The sequence below is a fragment of the Pseudomonas sp. MH9.3 genome, from assembly GCF_034354675.1.
GTDB lineage: Bacteria > Pseudomonadota > Gammaproteobacteria > Pseudomonadales > Pseudomonadaceae > Aquipseudomonas.
In genome coordinates this window covers 531,545-553,407 of record NZ_CP133785.1, presented here as the reverse complement: position 1 = coordinate 553,407, position 21,863 = coordinate 531,545, and the positions used below count along the sequence as shown (strand labels likewise).

The 21,863-nt window shown below is 65.7% G+C and carries 19 protein-coding genes; 8 read left to right on the top strand and 11 right to left on the bottom strand.

What is annotated here, in order from left to right:
- Positions 1 to 2: 2 nt before the first annotated feature.
- Positions 3 to 1,631, bottom strand: coding sequence for a PvdJ/PvdD/PvdP-like protein (locus RHM60_RS02210; RefSeq protein ID WP_322213451.1), 1,629 nt, complete (start codon positions 1,629 to 1,631; stop codon positions 3 to 5).
- Between the two features lie 142 nt (positions 1,632 to 1,773).
- Here RHM60_RS02210 and pvdM point away from each other — a divergent pair, with 142 nt between their 5' ends.
- From pvdM to RHM60_RS02195, 3 genes are read left to right on the top strand one after another with little or no spacing between them, the layout of a single operon-like run.
- The gene (gene pvdM / locus RHM60_RS02205; protein WP_322213450.1) at positions 1,774 to 3,123 is read left to right on the top strand and encodes a pyoverdine-tailoring dipeptidase-like protein PvdM; all 1,350 of its coding nucleotides are present in this window, start codon (positions 1,774 to 1,776) and stop codon (positions 3,121 to 3,123) included.
- A 19-nt stretch (positions 3,124 to 3,142) separates the two neighbouring features.
- The gene (locus RHM60_RS02200; RefSeq protein WP_322213449.1) at positions 3,143 to 4,411 is read left to right on the top strand and encodes an aminotransferase class V-fold PLP-dependent enzyme; all 1,269 of its coding nucleotides are present in this window, start codon (positions 3,143 to 3,145) and stop codon (positions 4,409 to 4,411) included.
- A 30-nt stretch (positions 4,412 to 4,441) separates the two neighbouring features.
- Positions 4,442 to 5,314: a formylglycine-generating enzyme family protein gene (locus RHM60_RS02195; protein WP_231423712.1), complete on the top strand. Its 873-nt coding sequence runs from the start codon at positions 4,442 to 4,444 to the stop codon at positions 5,312 to 5,314.
- Positions 5,315 to 6,072: 758 nt separating this feature from the next.
- On the opposite strand, the gene RHM60_RS02190 is transcribed toward RHM60_RS02195, so the two are convergent.
- Positions 6,073 to 6,591, bottom strand: coding sequence for an SgcJ/EcaC family oxidoreductase (locus tag RHM60_RS02190; RefSeq protein WP_231423711.1), 519 nt, complete (start codon positions 6,589 to 6,591; stop codon positions 6,073 to 6,075).
- A 155-nt stretch (positions 6,592 to 6,746) separates the two neighbouring features.
- On the opposite strand from RHM60_RS02190, the gene RHM60_RS02185 reads away from it, so the two are divergent.
- The 4 genes from RHM60_RS02185 to RHM60_RS02170 are packed head-to-tail and all read left to right on the top strand — an operon-like array spanning position 6,747 to position 11,342.
- Complete coding sequence (locus tag RHM60_RS02185; protein ID WP_209981522.1) at positions 6,747 to 7,925, top strand: sensor histidine kinase; 1,179 nt, start codon at positions 6,747 to 6,749, stop codon at positions 7,923 to 7,925.
- Positions 7,922 to 8,575, top strand: a complete 654-nt coding sequence (locus tag RHM60_RS02180; protein ID WP_209981520.1) for a response regulator — start codon at positions 7,922 to 7,924, stop codon at positions 8,573 to 8,575. Before RHM60_RS02185 ends, RHM60_RS02180 begins: the two co-directional genes overlap by 4 nt.
- The gene (locus RHM60_RS02175; protein ID WP_209981518.1) at positions 8,572 to 10,899 is read left to right on the top strand and encodes an ATP-binding protein; all 2,328 of its coding nucleotides are present in this window, start codon (positions 8,572 to 8,574) and stop codon (positions 10,897 to 10,899) included. The genes RHM60_RS02180 and RHM60_RS02175 overlap by 4 nt, the downstream gene beginning before the upstream one ends.
- Positions 10,896 to 11,342, top strand: a complete 447-nt coding sequence (locus RHM60_RS02170; protein ID WP_322213447.1) for a response regulator — start codon at positions 10,896 to 10,898, stop codon at positions 11,340 to 11,342. The genes RHM60_RS02175 and RHM60_RS02170 overlap by 4 nt, the downstream gene beginning before the upstream one ends.
- Before the next feature lie 14 nt (positions 11,343 to 11,356).
- Here the strand turns inward: RHM60_RS02170 and RHM60_RS02165 are convergent, their stop codons facing one another.
- The 6 genes from RHM60_RS02165 to RHM60_RS02140 all read right to left on the bottom strand — a co-directional run bounded on the left by RHM60_RS02165 (position 11,357) and on the right by RHM60_RS02140 (position 18,381).
- Positions 11,357 to 12,469, bottom strand: coding sequence for an FAD-binding oxidoreductase (locus tag RHM60_RS02165; RefSeq protein ID WP_322213446.1), 1,113 nt, complete (start codon positions 12,467 to 12,469; stop codon positions 11,357 to 11,359).
- On the bottom strand, positions 12,462 to 14,081 hold the full coding sequence (locus RHM60_RS02160; protein WP_322213445.1) for a methionine--tRNA ligase: 1,620 nt from the start codon (positions 14,079 to 14,081) through the stop codon (positions 12,462 to 12,464). Before RHM60_RS02160 ends, RHM60_RS02165 begins: the two co-directional genes overlap by 8 nt.
- A gap of 4 nt (positions 14,082 to 14,085) precedes the next feature.
- Positions 14,086 to 15,189 carry an FAD-dependent oxidoreductase gene (locus RHM60_RS02155; protein ID WP_322213443.1) on the bottom strand — a complete coding sequence of 368 codons (1,104 nt, stop codon included), beginning with the start codon at positions 15,187 to 15,189 and terminating at the stop codon, positions 14,086 to 14,088.
- Positions 15,186 to 15,539: a cupin domain-containing protein gene (locus RHM60_RS02150; RefSeq protein ID WP_057008863.1), complete on the bottom strand. Its 354-nt coding sequence runs from the start codon at positions 15,537 to 15,539 to the stop codon at positions 15,186 to 15,188. The genes RHM60_RS02155 and RHM60_RS02150 overlap by 4 nt, the downstream gene beginning before the upstream one ends.
- A gap of 16 nt (positions 15,540 to 15,555) precedes the next feature.
- Positions 15,556 to 16,896, bottom strand: a complete 1,341-nt coding sequence (locus tag RHM60_RS02145; protein WP_245228957.1) for a lysine N(6)-hydroxylase/L-ornithine N(5)-oxygenase family protein — start codon at positions 16,894 to 16,896, stop codon at positions 15,556 to 15,558.
- Positions 16,897 to 17,007: 111 nt separating this feature from the next.
- Positions 17,008 to 18,381 (bottom strand): MFS transporter, encoded by a 1,374-nt coding sequence (locus RHM60_RS02140; protein WP_322213441.1) that lies wholly within the window; start codon positions 18,379 to 18,381, stop codon positions 17,008 to 17,010.
- Between the two features lie 142 nt (positions 18,382 to 18,523).
- Here RHM60_RS02140 and RHM60_RS02135 point away from each other — a divergent pair, with 142 nt between their 5' ends.
- Positions 18,524 to 19,252 carry an ArsR/SmtB family transcription factor gene (locus tag RHM60_RS02135; protein ID WP_209981506.1) on the top strand — a complete coding sequence of 243 codons (729 nt, stop codon included), beginning with the start codon at positions 18,524 to 18,526 and terminating at the stop codon, positions 19,250 to 19,252.
- Positions 19,253 to 19,255: 3 nt separating this feature from the next.
- Here RHM60_RS02135 and RHM60_RS02130 read toward each other — a convergent pair whose 3' ends face one another.
- Genes RHM60_RS02130 through RHM60_RS02120 form a run of 3 tightly spaced genes read right to left on the bottom strand, consistent with a single transcriptional unit; the run spans position 19,256 to position 21,794 of the window.
- Positions 19,256 to 19,915 (bottom strand): glutathione S-transferase family protein, encoded by a 660-nt coding sequence (locus RHM60_RS02130; protein WP_322213440.1) that lies wholly within the window; start codon positions 19,913 to 19,915, stop codon positions 19,256 to 19,258.
- The gene (locus RHM60_RS02125; RefSeq protein WP_322213439.1) at positions 19,912 to 21,381 is read right to left on the bottom strand and encodes an FAD/NAD(P)-binding protein; all 1,470 of its coding nucleotides are present in this window, start codon (positions 21,379 to 21,381) and stop codon (positions 19,912 to 19,914) included. The genes RHM60_RS02130 and RHM60_RS02125 overlap by 4 nt, the downstream gene beginning before the upstream one ends.
- Positions 21,378 to 21,794, bottom strand: a complete 417-nt coding sequence (locus RHM60_RS02120) for a nuclear transport factor 2 family protein (protein ID WP_209981500.1) — start codon at positions 21,792 to 21,794, stop codon at positions 21,378 to 21,380. Before RHM60_RS02120 ends, RHM60_RS02125 begins: the two co-directional genes overlap by 4 nt.
- Between the last annotated feature and the right edge of the window lie 69 nt (positions 21,795 to 21,863).

The following is a 21,863-nucleotide window of genomic DNA, read 5'->3' as shown; positions in this document are numbered from 1 at the left end:
GGTCAAACCGGCTGCGACTTGACCTTCAGGTGCCGGGCGTACCAGGGCCGCCTCGGCACGCGCTTGAACAGCCCTTGCAACCCGTCGTCTTCGGCGCTGAAGGTAATGCGCAGCGCCAGCTTCATGGTTTCCGGGTCCATTTCCATCGACTTGCCCATCTGCAACCCCGGCGTGGTGCTGCAGCCATGGGTATCCGGCCCCAGCCACGGATCGCCCACTTCCACCCAGCGGCCCGGGGCAAACCAGGCCACGCCATTGACTTGCATGCGGCTGACTTCGCCCGGATTGAAACGCGCATGGGCGCGGAACCAGTCTTCGATGCGGTCATCGATCCAGCCGTGAAAATGCCAGAACACGGGGTTCACATGGGATGAAAACGGATCGCCGAGAAAATCGTTTTGCGCCACATACCAGCGCGCCGCGAAGTCCGAAGGGTCGCGGGCGAACGGCACCGGCGCGCCATTGGAGGGGTCGCGCGGCACCGACGCCCAGCGCATGTGCAGCCAGTCGTGCAGGCCCAGCTCCATTTCCGAGCCCAACTGGCCGAGGGTCAACCGCGCCAGATAGCGCGGGTCGCGGTATTGGGATTCCCACACCTGGAAGTTGCTGTGGTAGGTCTCGGCGGCCTTGATGTCGCTGACCCACTGGGTGTAGTCGCTGTCGTCCGGCGCCGACCAGGTGGGCGGCAGGGAGAAGCCATCGTGGTTGTCGAAGTAACGCAAAAAGCCCAGGCGATCGCGCTCCAGCGCCGGCTGGGGGGCGGGAAATTGCGGCCATGACGGCAGGTCCTGCATCGAGCGCGCGGTGCCGAGCATGTGGCGGTGCATGAAGAAGAAATCGATGCCCGAGCCGTTGCGGTCCTTGCGCTTGCCACGGGCGTCACGCTCCTGCCCGCGTGGGCCGGGTTGCCAGCCGATGCCGCGCAGGGCGTCGCGCTTTTCTTCGGAGAGCTTGTGCCACTGGTCGCGGGTGGCGTGCCAGAGCTGGTGAAACAGGCGGTGTTCGGGCGCGATCAGCCAAGCCAGCAAGGTCGGGTTGAGGCCGATGCGCTGGCGGGCTTCGGGAAACAGCTGTTTGTGAGCGATGAAGCGGTTGTCGCGCTCGGTCAGTGCCAGGGGGCGATCGAGGTCGAAGATTTGCCCGCTGAGGGTGCTGCTGCCGGCGTTGGCGAAATCGGCCCACACCTCGTCGAGGGTCATTTTGAATTCATAGGCAGGCGCGCCACCGGCCGAGTCACGGTCGATCAGCCGCCAGTAGAGCAACGTGCCTTCGCCCGTCAGGTCGCCCAGTACGCGGTAGCGCGGTTCGCCCTCGGCACGCAGGTTTTCGGCGGTGTCCAGGTAGCCGCGCAGGCCACGGCCACGCGGCGCGATATCCAGCAGCAGCTCCAGGCCGTGCAGCGGCAGGCCCTTGAGCCCGGCGTCATGGCCTGTCAGGCGCAGGCTCCACACACCGCGCAAGGTATTGGCCAGGTGTTGCCCGGTGGTATCGGCCAACGCCACCGTGGCTTCGCCGGGGGTGATGGGAAATTCTTCTTCCCGCGTCAGCTCGCGATGGGCGTAAAAGGCCGCCGGCACAGCCGCGCCGGTCAGCGCCAGGCCTGCGATGAACCCACGTCGAGAGATCGTCATTGTCTACCTTAGGAAACGGCTTAATCAGAGCTAGAACGTTTGCAGCCCGACGAAATTTACCGCCCCGCCCTGCCCGCCTAAATTTCCTCTGTCATGGCTCGTCCTTCCCAGATAGCAAAGGCCTCAACTGACTGAGATGGCAATGACAAAACCACGTTCGAAAAAGGCGCTGTATCTCGGCTTGCCGCTGGCCCTGGCCATTGGCGCCGGAGCCGGGTTTCTGGTCTGGGATCACTGGTTCAAGGGCAATGCCGGCTACTCGCTGGAGGTGATCAGGCAGGCCAATGAAATGCAGGACCGCCTGTTGTCGTTCGACAGCCACATCACCGTGCCCATGGATTTCGGCACCGCCGGCAATGAGGCCGACAAGGATGGCAGCGGCCAGTTCGACCTGGCCAAGGCGGCACGCGGACGCCTCTCCGGCGCAGCGCTGACGATTTTCGGCTGGCCGGAAATCTGGAACGGCGACAATGCACCGCACAGGCCCACCGACGGTTTTGTCGAAGAAGCCCGCCACGAGCAGGAGGTGCGCTACACGATCATCACCGGCATGGTGCGCGACTTTCCCAACCAGGTCGGCATCGCCTACACCCCGGATGACTTCCGGCGCCTGCATGGCGAAGGCAAATTCGCGATCTTCATCAGCATGCTCAACGCCTACCCGCTGGGAGATGACCTGAACCAGCTGGACCTGTGGGCCGCGCGCGGCATGCGCATGTTCGGCTTCAGCTACATCGGCAACAATTCATGGTCGGACTCGTCGCGCCCGTTGCCGTTCTTCAATGACTCCACCGATGCCCTGGGCGGGCTGTCGCAGATCGGCCAGCAAGCGGTGCAGCGCCTGAACGACCTGGGCGTGATCATCGATGTGTCACAGATGTCGACCCAGGCGCTGGAGCAGGTCGCGCAATTGAGCCGCACGCCGATGGTGGCCTCGCACTCGGCGCCGCGCGCGTCGGTGGACATCCCGCGTAACCTCAGCGACAAAGAGCTGCAACTGATCAAACAAAGCGGCGGTGTGGTGCAGGTGGTGGGCTTCCCCGCCTACCTGCGTCCGCTGAGCCAGCCCACCCAGGACAAACTCAACACCCTGCGCGCGCGCTTCGACCTGCCGCCCCTGCCCAACCTGGCCATGGCGCTGATGCCGGGCGACGCCATCATCGCCGCCTGGCCCGAGCAGAAATTCGGTCAGTACGCCCAGGGGCTGTACGGCATCCTCGAAGAAGAACCCAAGGCCAGCCTCAAGGACTGGGGTGATGCCGTCGACTACACCGTGCGCAAGATCGGTATCGATCACGTGGGCATTGCTTCGGACTTCAACGACGGCGGTGGTATCGAGGGTTGGAACAACGTCGGCGAGGTCCGCAACGTCACCGCCGAGCTGATCCAGCGCGGCTACTCCGAAGCCGATATCGCCAAGCTGTGGGGAGGTAACTTCCTGCGGGTGTGGGACCAGGTGCAAAAAGCCGCCAAGCCGTTGGCCAACCGTTAATCAACCACGAAGCAAGCCCATGACCGACCGCCGCACCTTTCTCAAGCAGGCTGGCCTGCTCGCTGCCAGCCTGCCCCTGGGCGCTTCGCTGATGCCGTCGGCGCTGGCCGCCACGGCAAACGATCCCTGGACGGGATTGAAGCAGTTGTTCGACCAGGACCCGAGCTACCTGCATTTCTCCAACTTTCTGGTGACCTCGCACCCCAGGCCGGTGCGCGACGCCATCGAGCGCTATCGCCTGCAGATCGACCGCAACCCCGGCCTGGCGATGGACTGGGACCTGCAGGAAACCTGGAAGCGTGAAGGCCAGGTACGCGACTGGGCCGGCCGCTATTTGAAGGCCACACCGGCACAGATCGCCCTTACCGGCAGCACCTCCGAAGGCCTGGCGATGATCTATGGCGGCATCAAGGTGCGGCCGGACCAGGAAATCCTCACCACCGTCCATGAGCATTACGCCACCCAGAGCGTGCTGGATTTTCGCACGCTCAAGGAAGGCACACAGGTGCGCCGCATCGAGCTGTTCGAGCGCGCCAGTCAGGTGTCGGTGGATGAAGTGCTTGGCAATATCCAGCGCGCCATCCGCCCCAACACCCGTGTGCTGGGCATGACCTGGGTGCAGTCCGGCAGCGGCGTGAAGCTGCCCATCGGCGAAATCGGCACGCTGGTGAACGAGCACAACCGCAACCGCGACGACCAGGACCGGATACTTTACGTGGTCGACGGGGTGCATGGTTTCGGCGTGGAAAACCTCGACTTTCCCGACATGCACTGCGATTTTTTCATCGCCGGCATCCACAAGTGGATGTTCGGCCCGCGCGGCACCGGCGTGGTCTGCGCACGCGACAGCGAGAACAAATACGTCACGCCCATGGTGGCGACCTTCTCCGAAGACACCAATTTCGCCACCCGCATGACCCCCGGCGGTTATCACGCCTTCGAGCATCGCTGGGCGGCGGATGAAGCCTTCAAGCTGCACCTGCAACTGGGCAAGGCGCAGGTGCAGGCGCGTATTCATGAACTCAACACCGAGCTGAAAACCCGCCTGCTCGCCCATCCGCAGATCGAGCTGGTGACACCGCGCAGCGCGGCACTGTCGGCCGGTTTCACCTTCTTCCGGGTCAAGGGCCAGGACAGCGACGCGGTGGCGGCCTACCTGATGAAAAACCGTGTGGTGGTCGATGCGGTGGAGCGTGATGCCGGCCCGGTGGTGCGCACGTCTCCCGGCCTGCTCAACTCCACCGATGAAATCCAGCGTTTCATGCGCCTGCTGAGTCAGCGGGTGTGATGCCCTTTTCCCTTTGAACGAGATGCCCACATGACTCCATTCCGACTCAACCCCCTGACGGCACTGGCGTTGACTGCCGTGTGCGGCGCGCTGTTGCCCAGCCTGGCCTGGGCCGATACGCCGCAACCGGGCAAAGTGTTCAAGGACTGCAAGGACTGCCCGGAAATGGTGGTGCTGCCGGCCGGCACCTTCACCATGGGCACCCCGGACGATGAAGTCGGCCGCGAGCCCGACGAGGGCCCGATGCATGAGGTGACCTTTGCCAAGCCTTTCGCCATGAGCCGCTTTCAGGTGACCGCCGGCGAATGGGACAGCTACCTGCGCCAGAGCGGTGTGAAGATCGCCGACGGCGACACCCGCCCCGGCCGCGAATGCATCGCCAGCAAGCCGCGCTACCCCCAGGGCCCGCGTCAGCCGGCGGTGTGCATGGACATGGACGACATCAGGCAGTACGTGAGCTGGCTGTCGAAAAAAACCGGCCAGCGTTACCACCTGGTCAGCGAGTCGCAACGCGAATACGCCGCCCGCGCCGGCTCCACCGGACCGTTCCCCTTCCCGTTCGACGAAGGCAAGGGCTACAGCATCGCCCGGCACGCCAACACCTATGGCCCGGCGGATGGCTACAGCTATTCGTCGCCGGTGGGCAGCTACCCGCCGAACGCGTTTGGCATGTATGACATGCATGGCAATGTGTATGAGCGGGTTGCCGATTGCGAACATCCCAACTACATCGGCGCGCCCACCGATGGCAGCGCGTGGGTGGAGCCGAACTGTGAGGGGTATCAGATTCGGGGTAATGACTGGGGCGAGGCGCCGGTGTTTTCGCGGTCGGGGAATCGGAACAATATTTACCCGCAGACGCGTGGGGATTGGGTTGGGTTCAGGGTTGTGCGGGAGCTTTGATCAGGGTTGGTTGGGCGCTTTTTTGGGGGGCATATCCGTTTTTTTGGTGATGGCTGGTATGGGTTCCGCCCTTACGGCGGGTCACTTTTGGAAAAGAGCCCCAAAAGTAACCAAAAGGGCTCTTGCCCCACCACTCGGCACCTCGCTAATGCTCGGTGTGCCCGCACGCAGGCTTGAATCCGTGGGCCGCCGCAATGGGCCATCCATGGCCCAGTGCGGCTAACCCGGCGTCCTGCCGGGTTACCCACGGATTCAAGCCTGCGTGCGGCCAGCGTGGTTGACGGGGCGCTTGAGATCAAGATCAAAAGCCAAAGCAGAGCCAGAGCCAGAGCCAGAGCAGATCAAAGGCAGTGTGATATCCGACAGACAAATGGAGATCAACTGTGGGAGGGGGCTTGCTCCCGATAGCAGTGGGTCAGCTACCAATAAGCTGACTGACACTCAGCCATCGGGAGCAAGCCCCCTCCCACAGTTTGTACAGCGTACGACAGACAACGCCGGTCGGCTCTAAGGCCGCCGCGCTCTTGATCTTGATCTGAGGCGCCCCGTCAAACACGCTGGCCGAACGCAGGCTTTGGAGCGTGGGTAACCCGGCAGGACGCCGGGTTAGCCGCGCTGGGCCAAGGCGAGGCACCGAGTGTTGGGGCGAGGACCTTTTGGTTACTTTTGGGTCCTTCCAAAAGTGACCCGCCGTAAGGGCGGAACCCATATCAGCCGTTACCCCACCAACGGATATGTACACAAAACCAACCCAACCCTCACTGCCTGGCATGCCGAACCTGCACCTCCGGCATCGCCGAAGAATGATGATTAAGAATCTTCCACTCCCCCTCAACCTGCTCATAAACAAAGGTATACCGCGCCTGCACCTGCCGCTTGCTCCCACCGGCCTCAGTCAACGTAAAGGTATAAACCCCACTGTCCATCGCCACATTGCTGCCCAGTTGGCGGATCTCGCGGTAGTTGATCTGCCCCACCGGCTTGAGCGCCAGGAAGTGATCGAAGTAATCCCTGATCTGATCCGGCGTGGTACGCACCTGATTGGACACGGTCGGCTGCAACACCGCATCCGGCGCGTACAACTTGACCACCGATTTGGCATCGCCGGTCTGCAAGGCACTGTTCCAGCGGTCGAACAGCCCGGCAATCTCACGGTCCTTCACATTGACAGGCGCCTGGGCCACGTCCAGGTACACATAAGGGGCCGTGACGGCAGCCTGGGCAAGCGGTGCGCTCAAGGCAAACAACAGGGCGAGGGCGGCGGTTCTGGATTTCATTGCGATGCTCCGGTGGTGTTCGTTGAGCCCACTTTGCCAAGCCGCCCTCCTCCCGCCATCGGCCAACCGGGGGCATTTGCCTATGCCATATGGCAGATAGCGCCCAGGGTGCCCGTCGAGGTCTAATAGCCGCCTCGCGCCCCTGAGCATTCAACATGCACAACACGCCTCACGACCCTGCCAGCGCGCTGGCCATGCGCGCGCACTTCAGGCAGTCGCAAAGCCGCACCGCGCGCCTGCGCCTGCTGGTCGACACCGGGCAGGAACTGGCCCAACTGGCCCCTGCCGCGATGCGCGAGCGCGTGCTGGCACGGGCCTGCGCGTTTCTGGCGATGGACCACGGGCTGCTGCAGGAATGGGACGCCAGGGGCGTCGCCCACTCCACTGCCCGCCAGGGCAACCCGGCCCACCTCGCCCGTCTGGCGACCCTCGCCGACCGCGGCCGGCGCACGCCGTACTGGCAGGAACTGCCGGGCGAGGCGCTGCCCAGCGTGCTGCATGTGCCGCTGCGCGGCAGCGACGGCGGCACCTTTGGCGTGCTGGTGCTGGGCAACAGCGTGAGCCTGCGCGCGCCGGACCATGAAGACGCCGAATCCCTGCAATTGCTCGCCACCCTGCTGGCCGCGCACCTGGAAAACGACCGCCTGCTGACCACCCTCAAGGCCCGCGACAAACACCTCTCCGAGCTGGTCAACCGGCTGCTGCACGCCCAGGAGGATGAACGCAAACGCGTGGCCTACGACCTGCACGACGGCCTGGCGCAGACCCTCGCCGGCCTGCATCAGCGCCTGCAAGGGTTCGCCGGCCGCTGCCCGCCGTTGCCCGACGCCCTGGCCACCGACCTGCAGGCCATCCTGACCCTGGCCCAGCACTCGGTCGGTGAAGGCCGGCAACTGATCGCCGGCCTGCGCCCCGTGGTGCTCGACGATTTCGGCCTGTTCAAGGCTCTGGACAAGGAAGCCGACCGTCTGCGCGATGCCGGTGTGCGCGTGGTCTGGCAGGCGCACTGCGACACGCGCCTGCCCAGCCAGGTGGAGATCGCCCTGTTCCGCATCGGCCAGGAGGCGATCAACAATGTGCTCAAGCACGCGCAGGCCAGCCAGGTGCAACTGGCCCTGGAGCTGTGTGACGGCGAAGCCGCTCTGCGGGTCGACGACAACGGCCGGGGCTTTGCCGTCGGGCAGCCGCGCGATGACGCGCAGCACCTGGGTCTGGCCACCATGCAAGAGCGCGCCAGCCTGCTCGGCGGGCGCTTCAGTTGCGTCAGTACGGTCGACGGCGGAACCCGATTGCAGGCCAGCGTGCCTGCCCACTTCAATGGAACCTGCCCATGAGCGATGTACTGCGTCTGGTCCTCGCGGACGACCATGAAGTCACCCGCACCGGCTTTGTCGCCCTGCTGGCCGGCCACCCGCAGTTCGAGGTGGTCGGGCAGGCGCGCGATGGTCAGCAGGCCGTGGATCTGTGCGAGCAACTGCTGCCGGACATCGTCATCCTCGATATCCGCATGCCGGTGCTCAACGGCCTCGGTGCGGCGCGCCTGCTGCAACAGCGCCTGCCGGCACTGAAAGTGGTGATGTTCACCATGGACGACAGCCCCGACCACCTGGAAGCGGCGATCAATGCCGGCGCCGTCGGCTACCTGCTCAAGGACGCCAGCCGTGACGAGGTGATCGCCGCCCTGCAGCAGGTGGCCGCCGGCGGCGAAGCGCTCAACAGCCTGGTCAGCACCCGCCTGCTGCGGCGCATGGCCGAGCGCAACGCCGGCGGCGCGGCCCCCACGGAACACCTCACACCCCGGGAGCGCCAGGTGCTGGGCCTGGTCGCCACGGGCATGAGCAACCGCGAAATCGGCGCGCAGTTGGGGATTACCACCGGCACCGCCAAGGCCCATGTCGAGCGGGTGATCGGCAAGCTGGGCGCCGCCGACCGCACCCAGGCGGCGGTGCGCGGCATCGCCCTGGGCCTGGTGACCCAGGCATGAGGCGCTTGCAGGCGCAGCGCTGGGCCGACCTGCCGTTGCGCGGCAAGGCGCTGCTGGTGATTTCGCTGCCACTGGTGGTGCTGCTGCTGTCGCTGGTGCTGATCTACATCACCGAGCGCCAAACGGCCCACGCCGAAGAGGACGTGCGTCGGGTGCTGCGCGTGCAGCGCGATATCCAGGCCGTGCACACCCTGCTGGCCGAAGCGGCGGGCAGCGTGCGCGGTTACCTGTTGACCCGTCGCGAGGACTTCCTGCCCAGCTACCGCACGGCCGGCCCGCAGATCGAATCGGCGCTGCACAGGCTCGACAGCAACGTGCGCGACCCACGGGTGCGCGAAGAGCTCAACGCAATCAAGCCGCTGATCGCGCACAAGGTCGACGGCCTGGAAGCCATGCTCAACGACCGCGAGGCCACAGCGGAGTCGATCAGCGCCATTCTGATCAGCAACAAGCACATCCTCGATGCGTTGCGCCAACACATCAGCACCATGCTCCGGCTGGAAGATTCATTGCTGGCCGAGCGCAGCAAGGCCGCGGCGGAAACCCGCGAGCGCCTGCTGCTGTCGACCTGGCTGGCGGCGGTCTGCGGTTTGTTCGGCGCCATCGTCGCGGTGCTGTTTCTGTCCAAGGGCATCGTCGCCCGGGTGCAGAACGTGCAACGCAACGCACAGCGCCTGGCGCTGGGTCACCCGCTGCTGCCGCAACCGCCGGAACACGATGAAATCGGCCAGTTGGGCACGCGCCTGGTGGAGGCCGGCCTGCTGCTGTCCGAGCGCGAGCGTGCGCTGCGCGACAACGAAGAGCGCTTGCGGCTGATCATCGACGGGGTCAAGGACTACGGGATCTTCGCCCTCGACACGGCGGGCCACGTCACCAGTTGGAACAACGGCGCCGAGCGCATCAAGGGCTACACCGAACAGGAAATCATCGGCCAGCATTTCTCGCTGTTCTACCTGCCCGAGGAATGCCCGCAGCACCCGGCCATGGCGTTGCGCGAAGCCACGCGCAACGGCGACTACAGCGAAGAAGGCTGGCGCTGCCGCCAGGACGGCACGCACTTCTGGGCCAGCGTGGTGATCACCGCGCAGTACGACAGCACCGGCGCCCTGCGCGGCTTCTCGAAGATCACGCGCGACATCACTGACCGCCGCGCGGCGGAAATCGCCCTGCGCACCGCCCGCGAAGAGGCCGAACGCGCCAGTCGCGCCAAAAGTGAGTTTCTGTCACGCATGAGTCACGAGCTGCGCACCCCGCTCAACTCGATCCTGGGCTTTGCGCAACTGCTGGAGATGGACGCGCCGGCCGCGCACACAGCCAACGTCGGCCACATCCTGCGCGCCGGGCAACACCTGTTGACGCTGATCAATGAAGTGCTGGACATCGCCAAGATCGAAGCCGGGCGCCTGCCGCTGAACCTCGAGCCATTGCCGTTGGCCGGGGTGCTGCAGGAGTGCCTGACGCTGGTGTCGCCGATGGCGGCGGACGCAGGCATCCAGTTGCAGCCACTGCCGGCGCTCGCCCCCGACCTGGGCATCGTCGCCGACCGCCAACGTCTCACCCAGGTGCTGCTCAACCTGCTGTCCAATGCGATCAAGTACAACCTGCGCCCCGGCCAGGTGAGCATCGAGGTGAACCTGCACGGCCAACGCATCGGCGTGTCGGTGTGCGACACCGGCAAGGGCATTGCGGCCGAGCACCTTGGGCAACTGTTCAAGCCGTTCGAGCGCCTGGGCGCCGACCCGACCGTCGAAGGCAGCGGGCTGGGCCTGGCGCTGAGCAAGAGCTTGCTGGAGAAGATGGGCGGCACGCTGCAGGTGCACAGCCAACCCGGCATCGGTTCGCGTTTTACCCTGGAGCTGCCGCTGGTAAGGGTGCAGGAAGCGCAACGTCCCGACGCCGCCATCAGCGACGCCCGGTCGGCCCGCCCTGCGCCCGGCACGCAGGCGATTCACGGCAAGGTGCTGTGTATCGAAGACAACCTGGCGAGCCTGGCGCTGATCGAAACCCTGTTGCAGCGCAGGCCGGGCATCAAGCTGCTGTCGAGCATGCAGGGCCAGCTCGGGCTGGACCTGGCCGCGCAGCATGCGCCCCAACTGATTCTGCTGGACGTATCGCTGCCCGACATCGACGGCCTGCAGGTGCTGCAACGCCTGCGCCGCGCGCGGCTGACCCGCGACACGCCGGTGCTGATGCTCACCGCCGATGCCAGCGACCTCACCCGCACGGCCTTGCAGCACGCCGGCGCGACCGCCGTGCTGAACAAGCCGATCAACGTGCCTGCGTTTCTCGCCCACCTCGACCAGTATTTTCCGGAGCCCGCGTGAACCTCGACCTGCGCATTCTGATTATCGACGACCAACGCCCCAACCTTGACCTGGTGGAGCAACTGCTGGCGCGCGAAGGCTTGACCAATGTGCTGAGCAGCACCGAGCCGCTGCGCACCCTGGAGCTGTTCAACAGCTTCGAGCCGGACCTGGTGATTCTCGACCTGCATATGCCGCAGTTCGACGGCTTTGCGGTGCTCGAACAGCTTAACCGGCGCATCCCCCACGGCGAGTACCTGCCGGTCCTGGTACTCACCGCCGACGCCACCCGCGACACGCGCCTGCGCGCCCTGGCCCTCGGCGCGCGGGATTTCATCAGCAAACCGCTGGACGCGCTGGAAACCATGCTGCGGGTGTGGAACCTGCTGGAAACCCGCGCGCTCTACAAAACCCTGCGCACCCTGGTGCCGGCCGAGCAGATTGCGTTGTTGCAACGTTCCTGAAGCCGGGCGCCGGGTCACTCGATAAAGCGCTCCAGCGCGAACGGCGCCAGCGCGGCAGGCAGCGTGCCCTCCACCACCCATTGCGCAATCGCCTCGCCAAACAGCGGGGCGAACTTGAAGCCATGCCCGCACAGCCCTGCGGCGATCAGCAGACCGCCAATGCGCGGGTCCGCGCCGACGATGGGGTTACCGTCCGGCGTGCTGTCGAAGAATGACACGCGGTGCCCGACAGGTTGCGCATCCAGCAGACGCTTGAGGCGTTGCGTGGCGCGGTCGCGGTGGGCCAACACGCTCGCATCGCTCAGGCTGCGCTCGAATGCGTCCGGGTCGATGGGTTGGCTTTCACTGGCGATCAATGAGCCGATGAAGTAGCGGCCCGGCGTGTCGGGGCGCAGGTAGAACCCGGCGTCGCGGTCGCAGTAGCCAGGCATGGGCGGATGCGCGCCGGGCGTCTGAACGATACCGACGGTTTGCCGCGTGGCGTGGATCGGCAGTGGCGCCTGGCAGTCGGCGGCCAGCCGCGCAGCCCAGGGCCCGGCGGCGTTGACCACGCGGGCGCTGGCGATAAAACCGCGATCGGTGTGCACGCCAATCACCCGCCCACCGTCGCAGACAATGCGCTGCACGGCCCGCTCTTCTTCGATGACCGCACCGAGGTCGCGCGCGCCCGCAGCAAAGCTCTGCGCGGTCTGTCGCGGGTCGCAATAGCCGGCGTCGGGCTCGTACACCGCACCGGCCAGCGCGTCGCTGTGCAGGTCGGCAATCAGGTCACGTGCGGCCGCCGGTGAAAGCCATGCCAGGCCGTGCAGGCGCGCCACATTGGCCTGGGTCGCGGCCTGCTCGCGCGGCGCAATGCCGGTAAGAAAGCCGGTGCGCCGATAGCCGCAGGCGCCCGGATAGCGTTGCGCCCAATCGCGATACGCCTGCACCCCGCGTGCCGCCAACCGGCTCAGGGCGGGGTCGGCGTAATACTCACGCACGATCCCCGGCGACGCGCCGGATGCGCCGCTGGCGATAGCGCCTTTGTCGAGCAGCCGCACCGACACACCGGCCCGCGCCAGGTGCCAGGCCGCGCTGGTGCCGGTGGTGCCGCCGCCGATGACGATGACGTCGGCGGACTCATGCATGGGCGCGAGCGCCGTCGAGCACCACGCTGGCAGGCAGGCAGGGTGCGAGGCTGGCGGGCGACAACGGTTTGAAACGCGGGCGTGGCGCACGGGTCTCGCGAGGCGTCGAGGCGCTGTACAACCCCTGCAGGCTCGGCAGCCCGTCATGCCCCAGCCGCTGCCACAGGTAGGCGGCCACACGCGGCATGGTCGGTGCCGCCAGGTAGGCCAGGCCCTTGAGCCACAGGTAAGCCTGGGCGCTGTTGGTCACGTCGCGTTCAGGGCACTGCATCCACTGGTGCAATACGTCCCAGGCATCACGCACCGAGACCGCGTCCAGGCGGAACGCGAGGGCCAGGCGTTCGACGGCCGCGTCCAGGCTCACGCGCCCCTCGGGCTCGATAGCCTGCCGCTGCTGATCGAGGTGGGCCAGCGCCAGGTCGATACGGCTGTCGAGTGCGCCCGCGAGTTCCACGTTGACCACCTCGATGAATGCTTCGATGGCGAAGTTGGTTTCGCCGTTTTCCGGGCTTTCGCGGCTGAGGAAATAACGCACGCCGTCGCTGCTGGCCGGGGTGTGGTCGACGATGTCGGCCGCCCACACCACGTGCAGGCGGCTGGTGGAGAATTTCGCGCCTTGCAGGTTGTAGAAGTAGTTGGTGAGCACGTAGTCGAACGACCGGTGATCCTGCAGCGCATCCATCACCGCCGCACTGCCGGCCAGCAGCAACACCGCGTTGTCGATACCGAAGCTGACCAGCGTGGTCACTGCGCTGTTGCGCAGCATCGCGTGGCCGTGCTCAGGGGTTTGCTCCAGCGCGCGGTCGGCGCAGGTCAGCGCGTATTCCCAGCCGGACTCGAACAGCACCCGTGGGTTGCCGAAGCGGTCCGCGCTCCAGGCCACGCCCCAGTCACCCGGCGCGGTGAGGCGCACACGGCCGTTTTCACGTTGCAAAAAGCGCGCAATCACCTCGATGATCGACGCCGGCGCGCCGCTGGCACTCATGCGGTGCAGCAACTGCTCGGGGTCGGCCACCTTGAGGAACAGGCTCTCGACCTCGACCCATTGCAGCGGGCTGTCACCCATGCGCGGCTGCGGGTTGAGCATGCTTTCCGGGCGGAACAGCGCGCCGCAGGCTTCACAAAAGTAGCCGCCGGCGCCGGCCTGGCAATACGGGCACTGGCCCACCAGCCAGGCGCCGGCCATGTAGCGCCGGGTGCCAGGGCAGTACAGCACGCGCTCGCTCACGTTTTCGGTGACGCCCAGCGCCACCAGCCGCTCCACCGTGCGCTGGGCATTGGCGGCATGCTGGCGAGCATACGGGCCCTGCACCAGGTCGAGGAAGTCATCGACTTGCACGTCGAGGGCGCGCAGGTCATTGGCGATCCGGGCGTGGTAGTCGCGCACCACGGCTTCGGGCGCGCGCTGTTCCTGCAGGCCCTTCCACAACACGTAGGAGTCAAAGCCGTCCACCGCCGACACCACGTCGACGTGGTGACCCTGGCTGCGCAGGTAGCGCGCGAGCATGTCCATGCGCAGGTAGGGCCCGGCGATGTGGCCCAGGTGCAGGCGGCCGTTGGGCGTTGGCGGGATCGGCATCAGGAAGAAGGTTTGCGCAGGAGTGGCAGTCATCGGTTCAGTCCATCAAGGCAGCGGAAGGTGTGGCAGCGGCGGTGTCGGGCCAGTGCGCCACGAGCAGGTCAAGGGCTTCGCGGGCAATGCCGGGGGCCAGGCGAAACCCCGCACCGCTGCCGGCACCGGCAAATACCAGGTGTTGCTCGGGGTGGTAGCTGACCTGCGACTCGCCGCTGGGGCTGTAGCTGTCGCAGAACACCCGGCCACCGCGGCAACGCGCCACCAGGTCGGGCAGGTAGTGCGCCAGGGTGCGGGTGGCGACCTGCACGTCGTGGGCGTTGATTTCCAGCGCGTGTTTGCGTGGCGCCACGTCCCACTCGTCGCAACGAAAGCTGAACAGCCACTGGTTACGCGCCGGCAACGGCATCAGGTAAGCGTCCGATTGCGGCAGGAACAGCGCCGCGGCATCCGCCGGTGGCCGGCCGTCGATATGCAGGGCCACCACCTTCTTCACGCGCAGGCCATGCTCGGCCGCAATCGCGGCAAAGGGCGACTCGCTGACCCACGGCCCGGTGGCCATCAGGGTGCGTTGCGCCTGCACGCGGGAGCCGTCGCTGAGGCGGATGCCGGTGCGGGTGATGGCCTCTACGCCGACCCCTTCGAGGCACTGCACATTCGCACTGGCCAGGCTGTGGCTGATCAGCAGGCGCGCCACCAGCGGCGGCTCGTAGCTTTCCGCCGTGCCGCCGCTGGACAGGCATTCGTCGGCGCCCAGGTTCAGCGCGGCGCCCAGACGTTCGCCGAGGGCCTGCAGCGACACATCGGCCGGCAGCACGGGCGCCTCGACCACGGCGCGCTGGATATCGGCAGTGAACCCGTGATGGGCCAGCCAGTACACCGGCGCCTGGGTGGTGCGAAGGCCCAGCCGGTCACGCAACGCGCGATACAGCCCGGCGCTCTCCCCGGCCAGGCGCCGCTCACGCTCGGACTTGCCGGTGGCCAGCAGCACGCCCGCCGAATGCGCGGTGGCGCCGTCGCCGACGCGGTAGCGGTCAATCAGCAGGATCCGCCAGTGCGGGTAACGCTGCACGGCGTGGTGCAGGGCCCAGGCGCCGATAATGCCGCCGCCGACAATCACCAGGTCGAAATCAACTTGCCGACTCATGCCCACCACACCGAAAACACCTGGGCCTGGGTGGTGCTGTTATTGCGCACAAAATGCGGGCGCCACGGCTCGAAATACACGCTGCCGCCATTTTTTACCGCGTGCCAGGTGCCGTCGTAATACACCTCCAGATCGGCGCCGCTGATAAACCAGATTTCATTCACCGCGTGTTTGTCTTCTTCGGTACCGCAGCCGGGCTCGATGGTGAAGCGCGAGGACTGGATCGGCGCGTTGGTCAGCCGGCCGGAAAAGTGGTGCAGGTACAGGTGCACGCCTTGCAGCGCAACAGGCTCCTCGGTTTCGCGAATCACCGGGGCGTTGCCGTTGGGGGGAAGTGTGATGGGTTCCATGGCGGGACTCCTGGGTCTAGTGGGCGACGGCGGCGAGGCGATCGAAACGCCCATCGCTGACGTCCTCGAAGGCAGCGCTGGCGCCCCACTGGACGCATGCTTCAGGCTCGTCCAGGTCGTAGAGGGGCTGGCCGCTGACGCTGTTGATGATGTGCGCGCAACGCCAGGGGATCAGGCCCAGGTTCGGGTCGGCGATGCCTTTCTGGCTGCGCGCGGCGTTTTGCACATAGAGCGCCGAACCCTGCGGGCCGTCCCATTGCACCGAGTAGTCGGGGTTGAACACGTACTCGCCGTTGCGCCGGGCGATGCGCGGTTCGAGCGCTTCCAGGCACGCCGGCATCTGGTAGGCGTAGCCGGTGCACAGCACGGCGACGTCAGCGTTCAGTTCCTCACGGGCCTGGCTGTGCCCGTGCAGCAGCGCCAGGCTCCAGTGCTGCGCGCGGGGCTGCACGGCGGTGAGCTCGCGACCTGGCAGCAGGCGGACCTGACAGGGGTGATGCAGCACATGCTTGAGTTCGTACAGGCGCCGATAGATCGACTGCAACAGCGATTGCGAGATGCCGTCGCTGGCCAGCTTTTGCTCGGCCAGCAGCGGTTGGCGCACGGCCTCGGGCTGCGCGAAGAAATGGTCGCTGTACTGCGGGGTGTACAGCTCGTTGGTAAACGGTGACTCGTCCAGCGGCGCGAAATTCCAGCGCCGCGACACCCAGGTCACGCTGGCCGGCAGTGCGCTGGTGTCGGACAGCAGGTGCTGGATGATCTCGGCGCCGGTCTGGCCGCCGCCGATCACCACCACGCGTTTGTCCTTGAGCGAACGCTTGCGGGTCATGTACTGCGAGGCATGAAACAGCGTGTCGCCCAAGTGCGCCTGCGCAAACGCCGGCACCGACGGTTGTTGCCCGGTGCCCAGCACCAGGTTGCGCGCGGGCTGCATCCAGGTATCGCCCTTGAGCATGAACAGGCCGTTTTCGAAGGTCACCGAACGCACGTCGCGGTTGAACTGCAGGTTGGGCAACTGGCTGCACGCCCAGCGGTAGTACTGGTTGAATTCGCGGCGCAGCACTTGATCGAAATTGGCGTTGATGAAGCTCAGCAGCTGCTTTTTCTTCGACAGATAGGCAAGGAAGGACAGCGGGTTGGAGGGGTCGACCAGGCTGACCAGGTCCTTGAGGTAATGCACCTGCAACCTGGCTTCGGGCACCATCATGCCGGGATGCCACTGGAACTCGCTGCTGCGCTCGAAGAAGGCGGAGCTGATGCCCGCATGGGGCCGGGCCAGTGCCGCCAGGCTCAGGTTGGCCGGACCGATGCCGATTCCCGCCATGTCTACCACTGCGGCTGCAGAGAGCACACTCATGATCACTATCCCTATTGATGATGTTTTCAGATGCAGCAACGCCTCGCGATGATCACGAAGGCGTGCCGGGCGTTGGCTGTTACGGGTGATGCCGTTACAAGTGGTGGTGCATCAACTTTCCACGGTCTGCACAAGCGGGGCCTTGAGCATCAGCAGACACAGCAGCATGGCCAGCAGCGACAGGCCGATCGCGACGCCGACCGCAACCTCGATGGCGTCGTCCAGCGGCTGCACCGAGGTGAGCAAGGCGCCGAAGATCGCCACACCAAAGGCCGAGCCGCTTTGCCGGCTGGCGTTCAGGGTGCCGGCGGCGACGCCGGCCTTGGCACGGTCGACCACGCTCATCAATACGGCGGTGGCGGCCGGGGTGATGATCCCCGCGCCGAAACCGACTGCCGGATAGCACAGCGCGATACGCCAGTACGGCGCGTCACCGGCCAGGGCAAACAGGCCGATAAAGCCCAGGGTGTACAAGCCGAAACCTGCCACCAGCACGGCACGTGGGCCGTAGGCACGGGTCAGGCGACCGCAGGTGAAACTGCCGAGGGTGACCATGGCGGTCAGCGGTAAAAAGGCCAGCCCGGTTTCCAAAGGTGACCAGCCGCGATGGGTCTGGAAATACAGGCTCAACAGGAAGAACAGCCCGTAGAACACCAGAGCCGAGGCCATCGACAGGAAGGTCGCGCCGCAAAAGGTCGGATTGCGGAAATACTGCAGCGGCAGCATCGGGTCCTTGTGACGGCTTTCGGTGACCAGGAACACACACCAGGCGATGCACGCGACGAACACGCCCGCATAGACCCATTCGGAATTCCAGCCCAGCCTGGCGCCCTCGATCAACACGGCCACCGAGGAGCCCAGCGCGATAATCGCCGCGATTTGCCCGGTAACGTCCAGGTGTCGGTGGGGCGCCAGTGGCGCAGCGTGCGGGATGCGTGAGGTGAGCCATACGCCGATCAAGGCTATCGGTACGTTGATCAGGAAGATGCTGCGCCAGCCGAACAGTTCGATCAGCACCCCGCCCACCAAAGGCCCGGCGGCCATGGCGATGCCGCCGCAGCCGGCCCACACGCCGATGGCGCTGGCGCGCTGATGGGACTGCGGGTAGGCGCTGTTGATCAGCATCAACGAGCACGGCACCAGCAGCGCTGCGCCCAGCCCCTGCAGCACACGGGCGCCGACCAGCTCCGGCAGGTCGGTGGCCAGGCCGCACAGCGCGGATGCCAGGGCGAACAGGCCAAGGCCCAAGGCGTAGATTTTTTTCGCGCCGAAGCGGTCGCCGAGCAGGCCGCCGGTGAGCAGCAGGCTGGCGAATGTGAGGGTGTAGGCGTTGATCACCCATTGCAGCCCGGTGATGTCCGAACCGAAGGTGGTGGAGATGGACTCCAGCGCCACGTTGACGATCGAGGTGTCGAGGATGACGACCACATAACTGAGGCTGGTGGCGATCAGTACCTGTCGTTGATAGCGCGTGCTGAGTTCCATGGCTGCGTGTGTCCCTGGCGACATAATTGCGGCGTGACTATAAGCAGCTTTGTCCGATAAACGCTTCGAGGCGTGTCGAAGTGTTGGTGTTTGTGTCATCCTCGGCCCTGATATCACCCGGCACAGCGCGGAGTTCAAGGGAATGACCCAACCTAAAATTTCATCCATCGCCTACCTGATCGCCGAACCGGTGCGCGCCGTGATCCTGATCACCCTCGCCGACGGCAGTGCGCTGTCGGCCAGTGCCCTGGCCGATGCGGCCGGCGTGACGCCGCAGACTGCCAGCTCGCACCTGGCCAAATTGCTCGACGGCGGCCTGCTCACCGTTGAAACCAAGGGCCGCAATCGCTTCTATCAGTTGGCTGGGCCCGACGTTTCCCATGTCCTGGAAAGCCTGGCCGCGGTGTCCCCGCAAACCAGTTCGTGGCGCAGCCTGCCCAACCGCGCGGCCCATGACCTGCGCTTCGCACGTTGCTGTTATGACCATTTGGCCGGTCAGGTCGGTGTGGCCGTGACCCAGGGCATGCTGGAGCGCGGCTATATCCTGGAGCGCAACGAGCGCGAATACGTGCTGAGCCTGCGCGGCATCGAATGGCTGCAATCGCTGAACCCGGAAAGCGGCGAACCGTGCTTTCAGGACCACGTGCAGGCCCGGCGTTGCCTGGACTGGACCGAGCGCGAGCACCATATTGCCGGCCCGCTCGGCAGCCATCTGCTGGATACCTTTACCCAACTGGGCTGGCTGCGTCGGCAGGCGGGCACCCGCGCCGTGTTTGTCACCGTGGCCGGCTGGCGTGCGTTCAAGACCCACCTGGGGATTGAGCACCTGCGCCATCTCGAAGCGCCGCTGCGCGTCCTGACCACGGCCTGATCCTCAAGCGGGTTGCGCGCTGAACAGCCCCTCGATGTCCACGATACGCCGCTCCTGCGCCGCCCCGCTCTGCTGCCAGGCCGGGATCGCGTTGATGCGCGCGTACCAGGCCGCCACATGGGGATACTCAAGGAACGGCGCCTGGGTGCGCGGGATATGGCTCAGCGGCGCCGCCAGGTCGATATCGGCCAGGGTCAGGGCGTTGCCGACCATGAATGCACGGGTGCGCAGATGCTCGTCGAGCACCGCCGTGTAGCGATGGATCGCGTGCAGGGCCTCGGCCACCAGGGTAGGGTTTTCGGCATGGCCCTTGAGGCGTTCCATAAAGCGCTGCTCGATCAGCACCGTGGGCCCGCGACGAAAATGTTCGGCGGCCCAGAACATCCACTTGAGGGTTTCGTACTTCGCCTTGCCCTCGGGCAGCAGTGCAGAACCGCTCTGCTCGGCCAGATAGATCATGATGGCCGAGGCCTCGAACAGCACCACATCGCCGTCAACGAAGGTCGGGATGCTGCCGTTGGGGTTAAGGGCCAGGTATTCCGGCGTACGGTTCTGGCCGCTGAACAGGTCGAGGAAGACGAATTCAACGTCCAGCCCCAGGTAAGCGGCGGTGGTCAGCACCCGCCGGGTGTTGCTTGAGCCTCGGTCGCCATACACTTTCATGCCACTGCCTCACTTGCCTGTTCGTCGCTGAAGGCCGGGTGCTCGCTGAGCATCAGTGCCACCTCGGCAGCCTGGCGCACCGACTGGTACACCGAGTTGACCATCGGCGCCGCCAGGTAGGACGCCACGCCCAGCAGCCAGATGTTGTCCGGCCGGTCGGCACCCGGCAGGCTGACCTGCAATTGCGCAGAGACCGCCGGAGGGATGCAGGGCGCGCCAGATGACACCTGCAACTCAAGGCCATCAGGCGTGGCATGGAACTGTTGTTTGTGAAAACCACTGGCACACACCACGGCGTCGACCGCGTGGCTGTTGCCATGGTCATCATGGGCTATCCAGTGGCCCTGCCACTCAAGCCGGGTAGGCACATGCGCGGCCAGTTGCAGGCGGCCTTCGTCGATCCACTGCGACAGGGTGACGGCGGTTTGCAGGGGCACCGCGAACAGATAGCGCCCCACCGCTTCCCAGCAGTTTTGCAGCGCGGCCGTACGCACCGCCACAGGGGCGGCGCGCAGTTTCAGGTCCGCCAGGTCCATGCAGTGCACCAGCAGGTTTTGCCAATCGGTCGCGCCACAGCTGGCCAGGGCGATTTCACCGCGCAGGCGTTGAGCCGCATCGCGACTGCGATCAATCTGTTCGCGCAGCGGACGCCCATTGATGGCCTTTGCCGCCTTTGCGAGCAGGCGCAGCAGATGCCAGTACAGCCTGGGGCTTTCCAGGTCGAGCCGGGCAAATCGCGCCTCATCCAGCGCAACCGCGCTGCGCCGTGGCGTGGCCGTGCGCACGCTGGGCAAGCGCCCGGAGGGTGAAGCCATCAACACGCGATGCCCCGCGCCGCACAGCAGCAGTGCGCTGTCGACAGCAGACAGACGGCTGCCGAGCACCAGCACCCGCGACGGTGCATGCAAGTGCTGCAACCAGGCGCCGGTGGGGTACGGCGTGGTGAAAATACCCGGCGCGCCCACATGCGCTGCGACCTGCGGCGGCACACAGGGCGCCGCGCTGCCGGTGCACACCAGCACCGCCGAGGCGTAAAGCTCGGCGCCATTGTCCAGCTGCAATTGATAGCGACCAGGCGCAACCGGCTTGATACGCCGCACCGTCGCGCGCACCACCCGATGCTCGATGCCCTGAGTCTCGGCGAGGTCGCGATACTCCGAGTAGCGTTGCTTGAGGTAGCCCGACACCCAGGCCCTGGGCACGAAACCGTCCTCACTGGCGGCAATGCCCTGGGCGTTCAGGTAACGCTGGAAGTCCTGCGAGTCATCGTCGAGCACCGACATCGTCTGCACCGAGGTGTTGCACAACAGCCCCTGCTCGGCAGCGGTAAAGGCGATCGAATCGGCGAGTCCCACGGGATCGATCAGGTCGATACGCCGCGCCTTCCCCGTGCGCACCAGCGCAATAAAGGCCGCAACGCCGGTGACCGAGCCGCCGATGATGGCGACCGCACGACTGAAGCTCACAACGCCCGCGCCAGCAAGCGCACGCCGTACCAGCCCCAGTACACACGGTGGTAGGTGATCAGGCCATTTTCGATTTCCATCATTTCCATCAAATCGACCTGCTCGCCCTTGGGCGTCTTGCGCGGGTATTCCCAGGTCAGGTTGCGCCCGTTGATGAAGGCCTTGTCGCTGCGATACCACTCGGCGAGGTCGCTGGGGAACTTGCGTTTGCTGTCTTCCATGAAGCGCTGGATGGTGGCGCGTCCTTCCAGCACGCCGCTGCCGTGATCGGGGTAGATGGCCAGCACCAGCGGCGTTTCGAATACTGCGTTTTCGGCATAGAGCGCGGCGGTGGCGGCCAGGTCGCCGGCACAGACGGTGGAGTGCCAGGATTCGTAGATATCCAGCAGGCCAGGGTCGATGGACGAAGTCATGGCGGTTTCCTTGGGTGGCGGCGCTGGGCTGAGAGAGCCTGTGACTATAGGGAATTGGTGAGGGGGGAT

Bases quoted from the DNA above. Each gene is read 5' to 3' on its own strand.
- RHM60_RS02210 (WP_322213451.1), bottom strand. From the start codon at position 1,631: ATGACGATCTCTCGACGTGGGTTCATCGCAGGCCTGGCGCTGACCGGC.
- pvdM (WP_322213450.1), top strand. From the start codon at position 1,774: ATGACAAAACCACGTTCGAAAAAGGCGCTGTATCTCGGCTTGCCGCTG.
- RHM60_RS02200 (WP_322213449.1), top strand. From the start codon at position 3,143: ATGACCGACCGCCGCACCTTTCTCAAGCAGGCTGGCCTGCTCGCTGCC.
- RHM60_RS02195 (WP_231423712.1), top strand. From the start codon at position 4,442: ATGACTCCATTCCGACTCAACCCCCTGACGGCACTGGCGTTGACTGCC.
- RHM60_RS02190 (WP_231423711.1), bottom strand. From the start codon at position 6,591: ATGAAATCCAGAACCGCCGCCCTCGCCCTGTTGTTTGCCTTGAGCGCA.
- RHM60_RS02185 (WP_209981522.1), top strand. From the start codon at position 6,747: ATGCACAACACGCCTCACGACCCTGCCAGCGCGCTGGCCATGCGCGCG.
- RHM60_RS02180 (WP_209981520.1), top strand. From the start codon at position 7,922: ATGAGCGATGTACTGCGTCTGGTCCTCGCGGACGACCATGAAGTCACC.
- RHM60_RS02175 (WP_209981518.1), top strand. From the start codon at position 8,572: ATGAGGCGCTTGCAGGCGCAGCGCTGGGCCGACCTGCCGTTGCGCGGC.
- RHM60_RS02165 (WP_322213446.1), bottom strand. From the start codon at position 12,469: ATGCATGAGTCCGCCGACGTCATCGTCATCGGCGGCGGCACCACCGGC.
- RHM60_RS02160 (WP_322213445.1), bottom strand. From the start codon at position 14,081: ATGACTGCCACTCCTGCGCAAACCTTCTTCCTGATGCCGATCCCGCCA.
- RHM60_RS02155 (WP_322213443.1), bottom strand. From the start codon at position 15,189: ATGAGTCGGCAAGTTGATTTCGACCTGGTGATTGTCGGCGGCGGCATT.
- RHM60_RS02150 (WP_057008863.1), bottom strand. From the start codon at position 15,539: ATGGAACCCATCACACTTCCCCCCAACGGCAACGCCCCGGTGATTCGC.
- RHM60_RS02145 (WP_245228957.1), bottom strand. From the start codon at position 16,896: ATGAGTGTGCTCTCTGCAGCCGCAGTGGTAGACATGGCGGGAATCGGC.
- RHM60_RS02140 (WP_322213441.1), bottom strand. From the start codon at position 18,381: ATGGAACTCAGCACGCGCTATCAACGACAGGTACTGATCGCCACCAGC.
- RHM60_RS02135 (WP_209981506.1), top strand. From the start codon at position 18,524: ATGACCCAACCTAAAATTTCATCCATCGCCTACCTGATCGCCGAACCG.
- RHM60_RS02130 (WP_322213440.1), bottom strand. From the start codon at position 19,915: ATGAAAGTGTATGGCGACCGAGGCTCAAGCAACACCCGGCGGGTGCTG.
- RHM60_RS02120 (WP_209981500.1), bottom strand. From the start codon at position 21,794: ATGACTTCGTCCATCGACCCTGGCCTGCTGGATATCTACGAATCCTGG.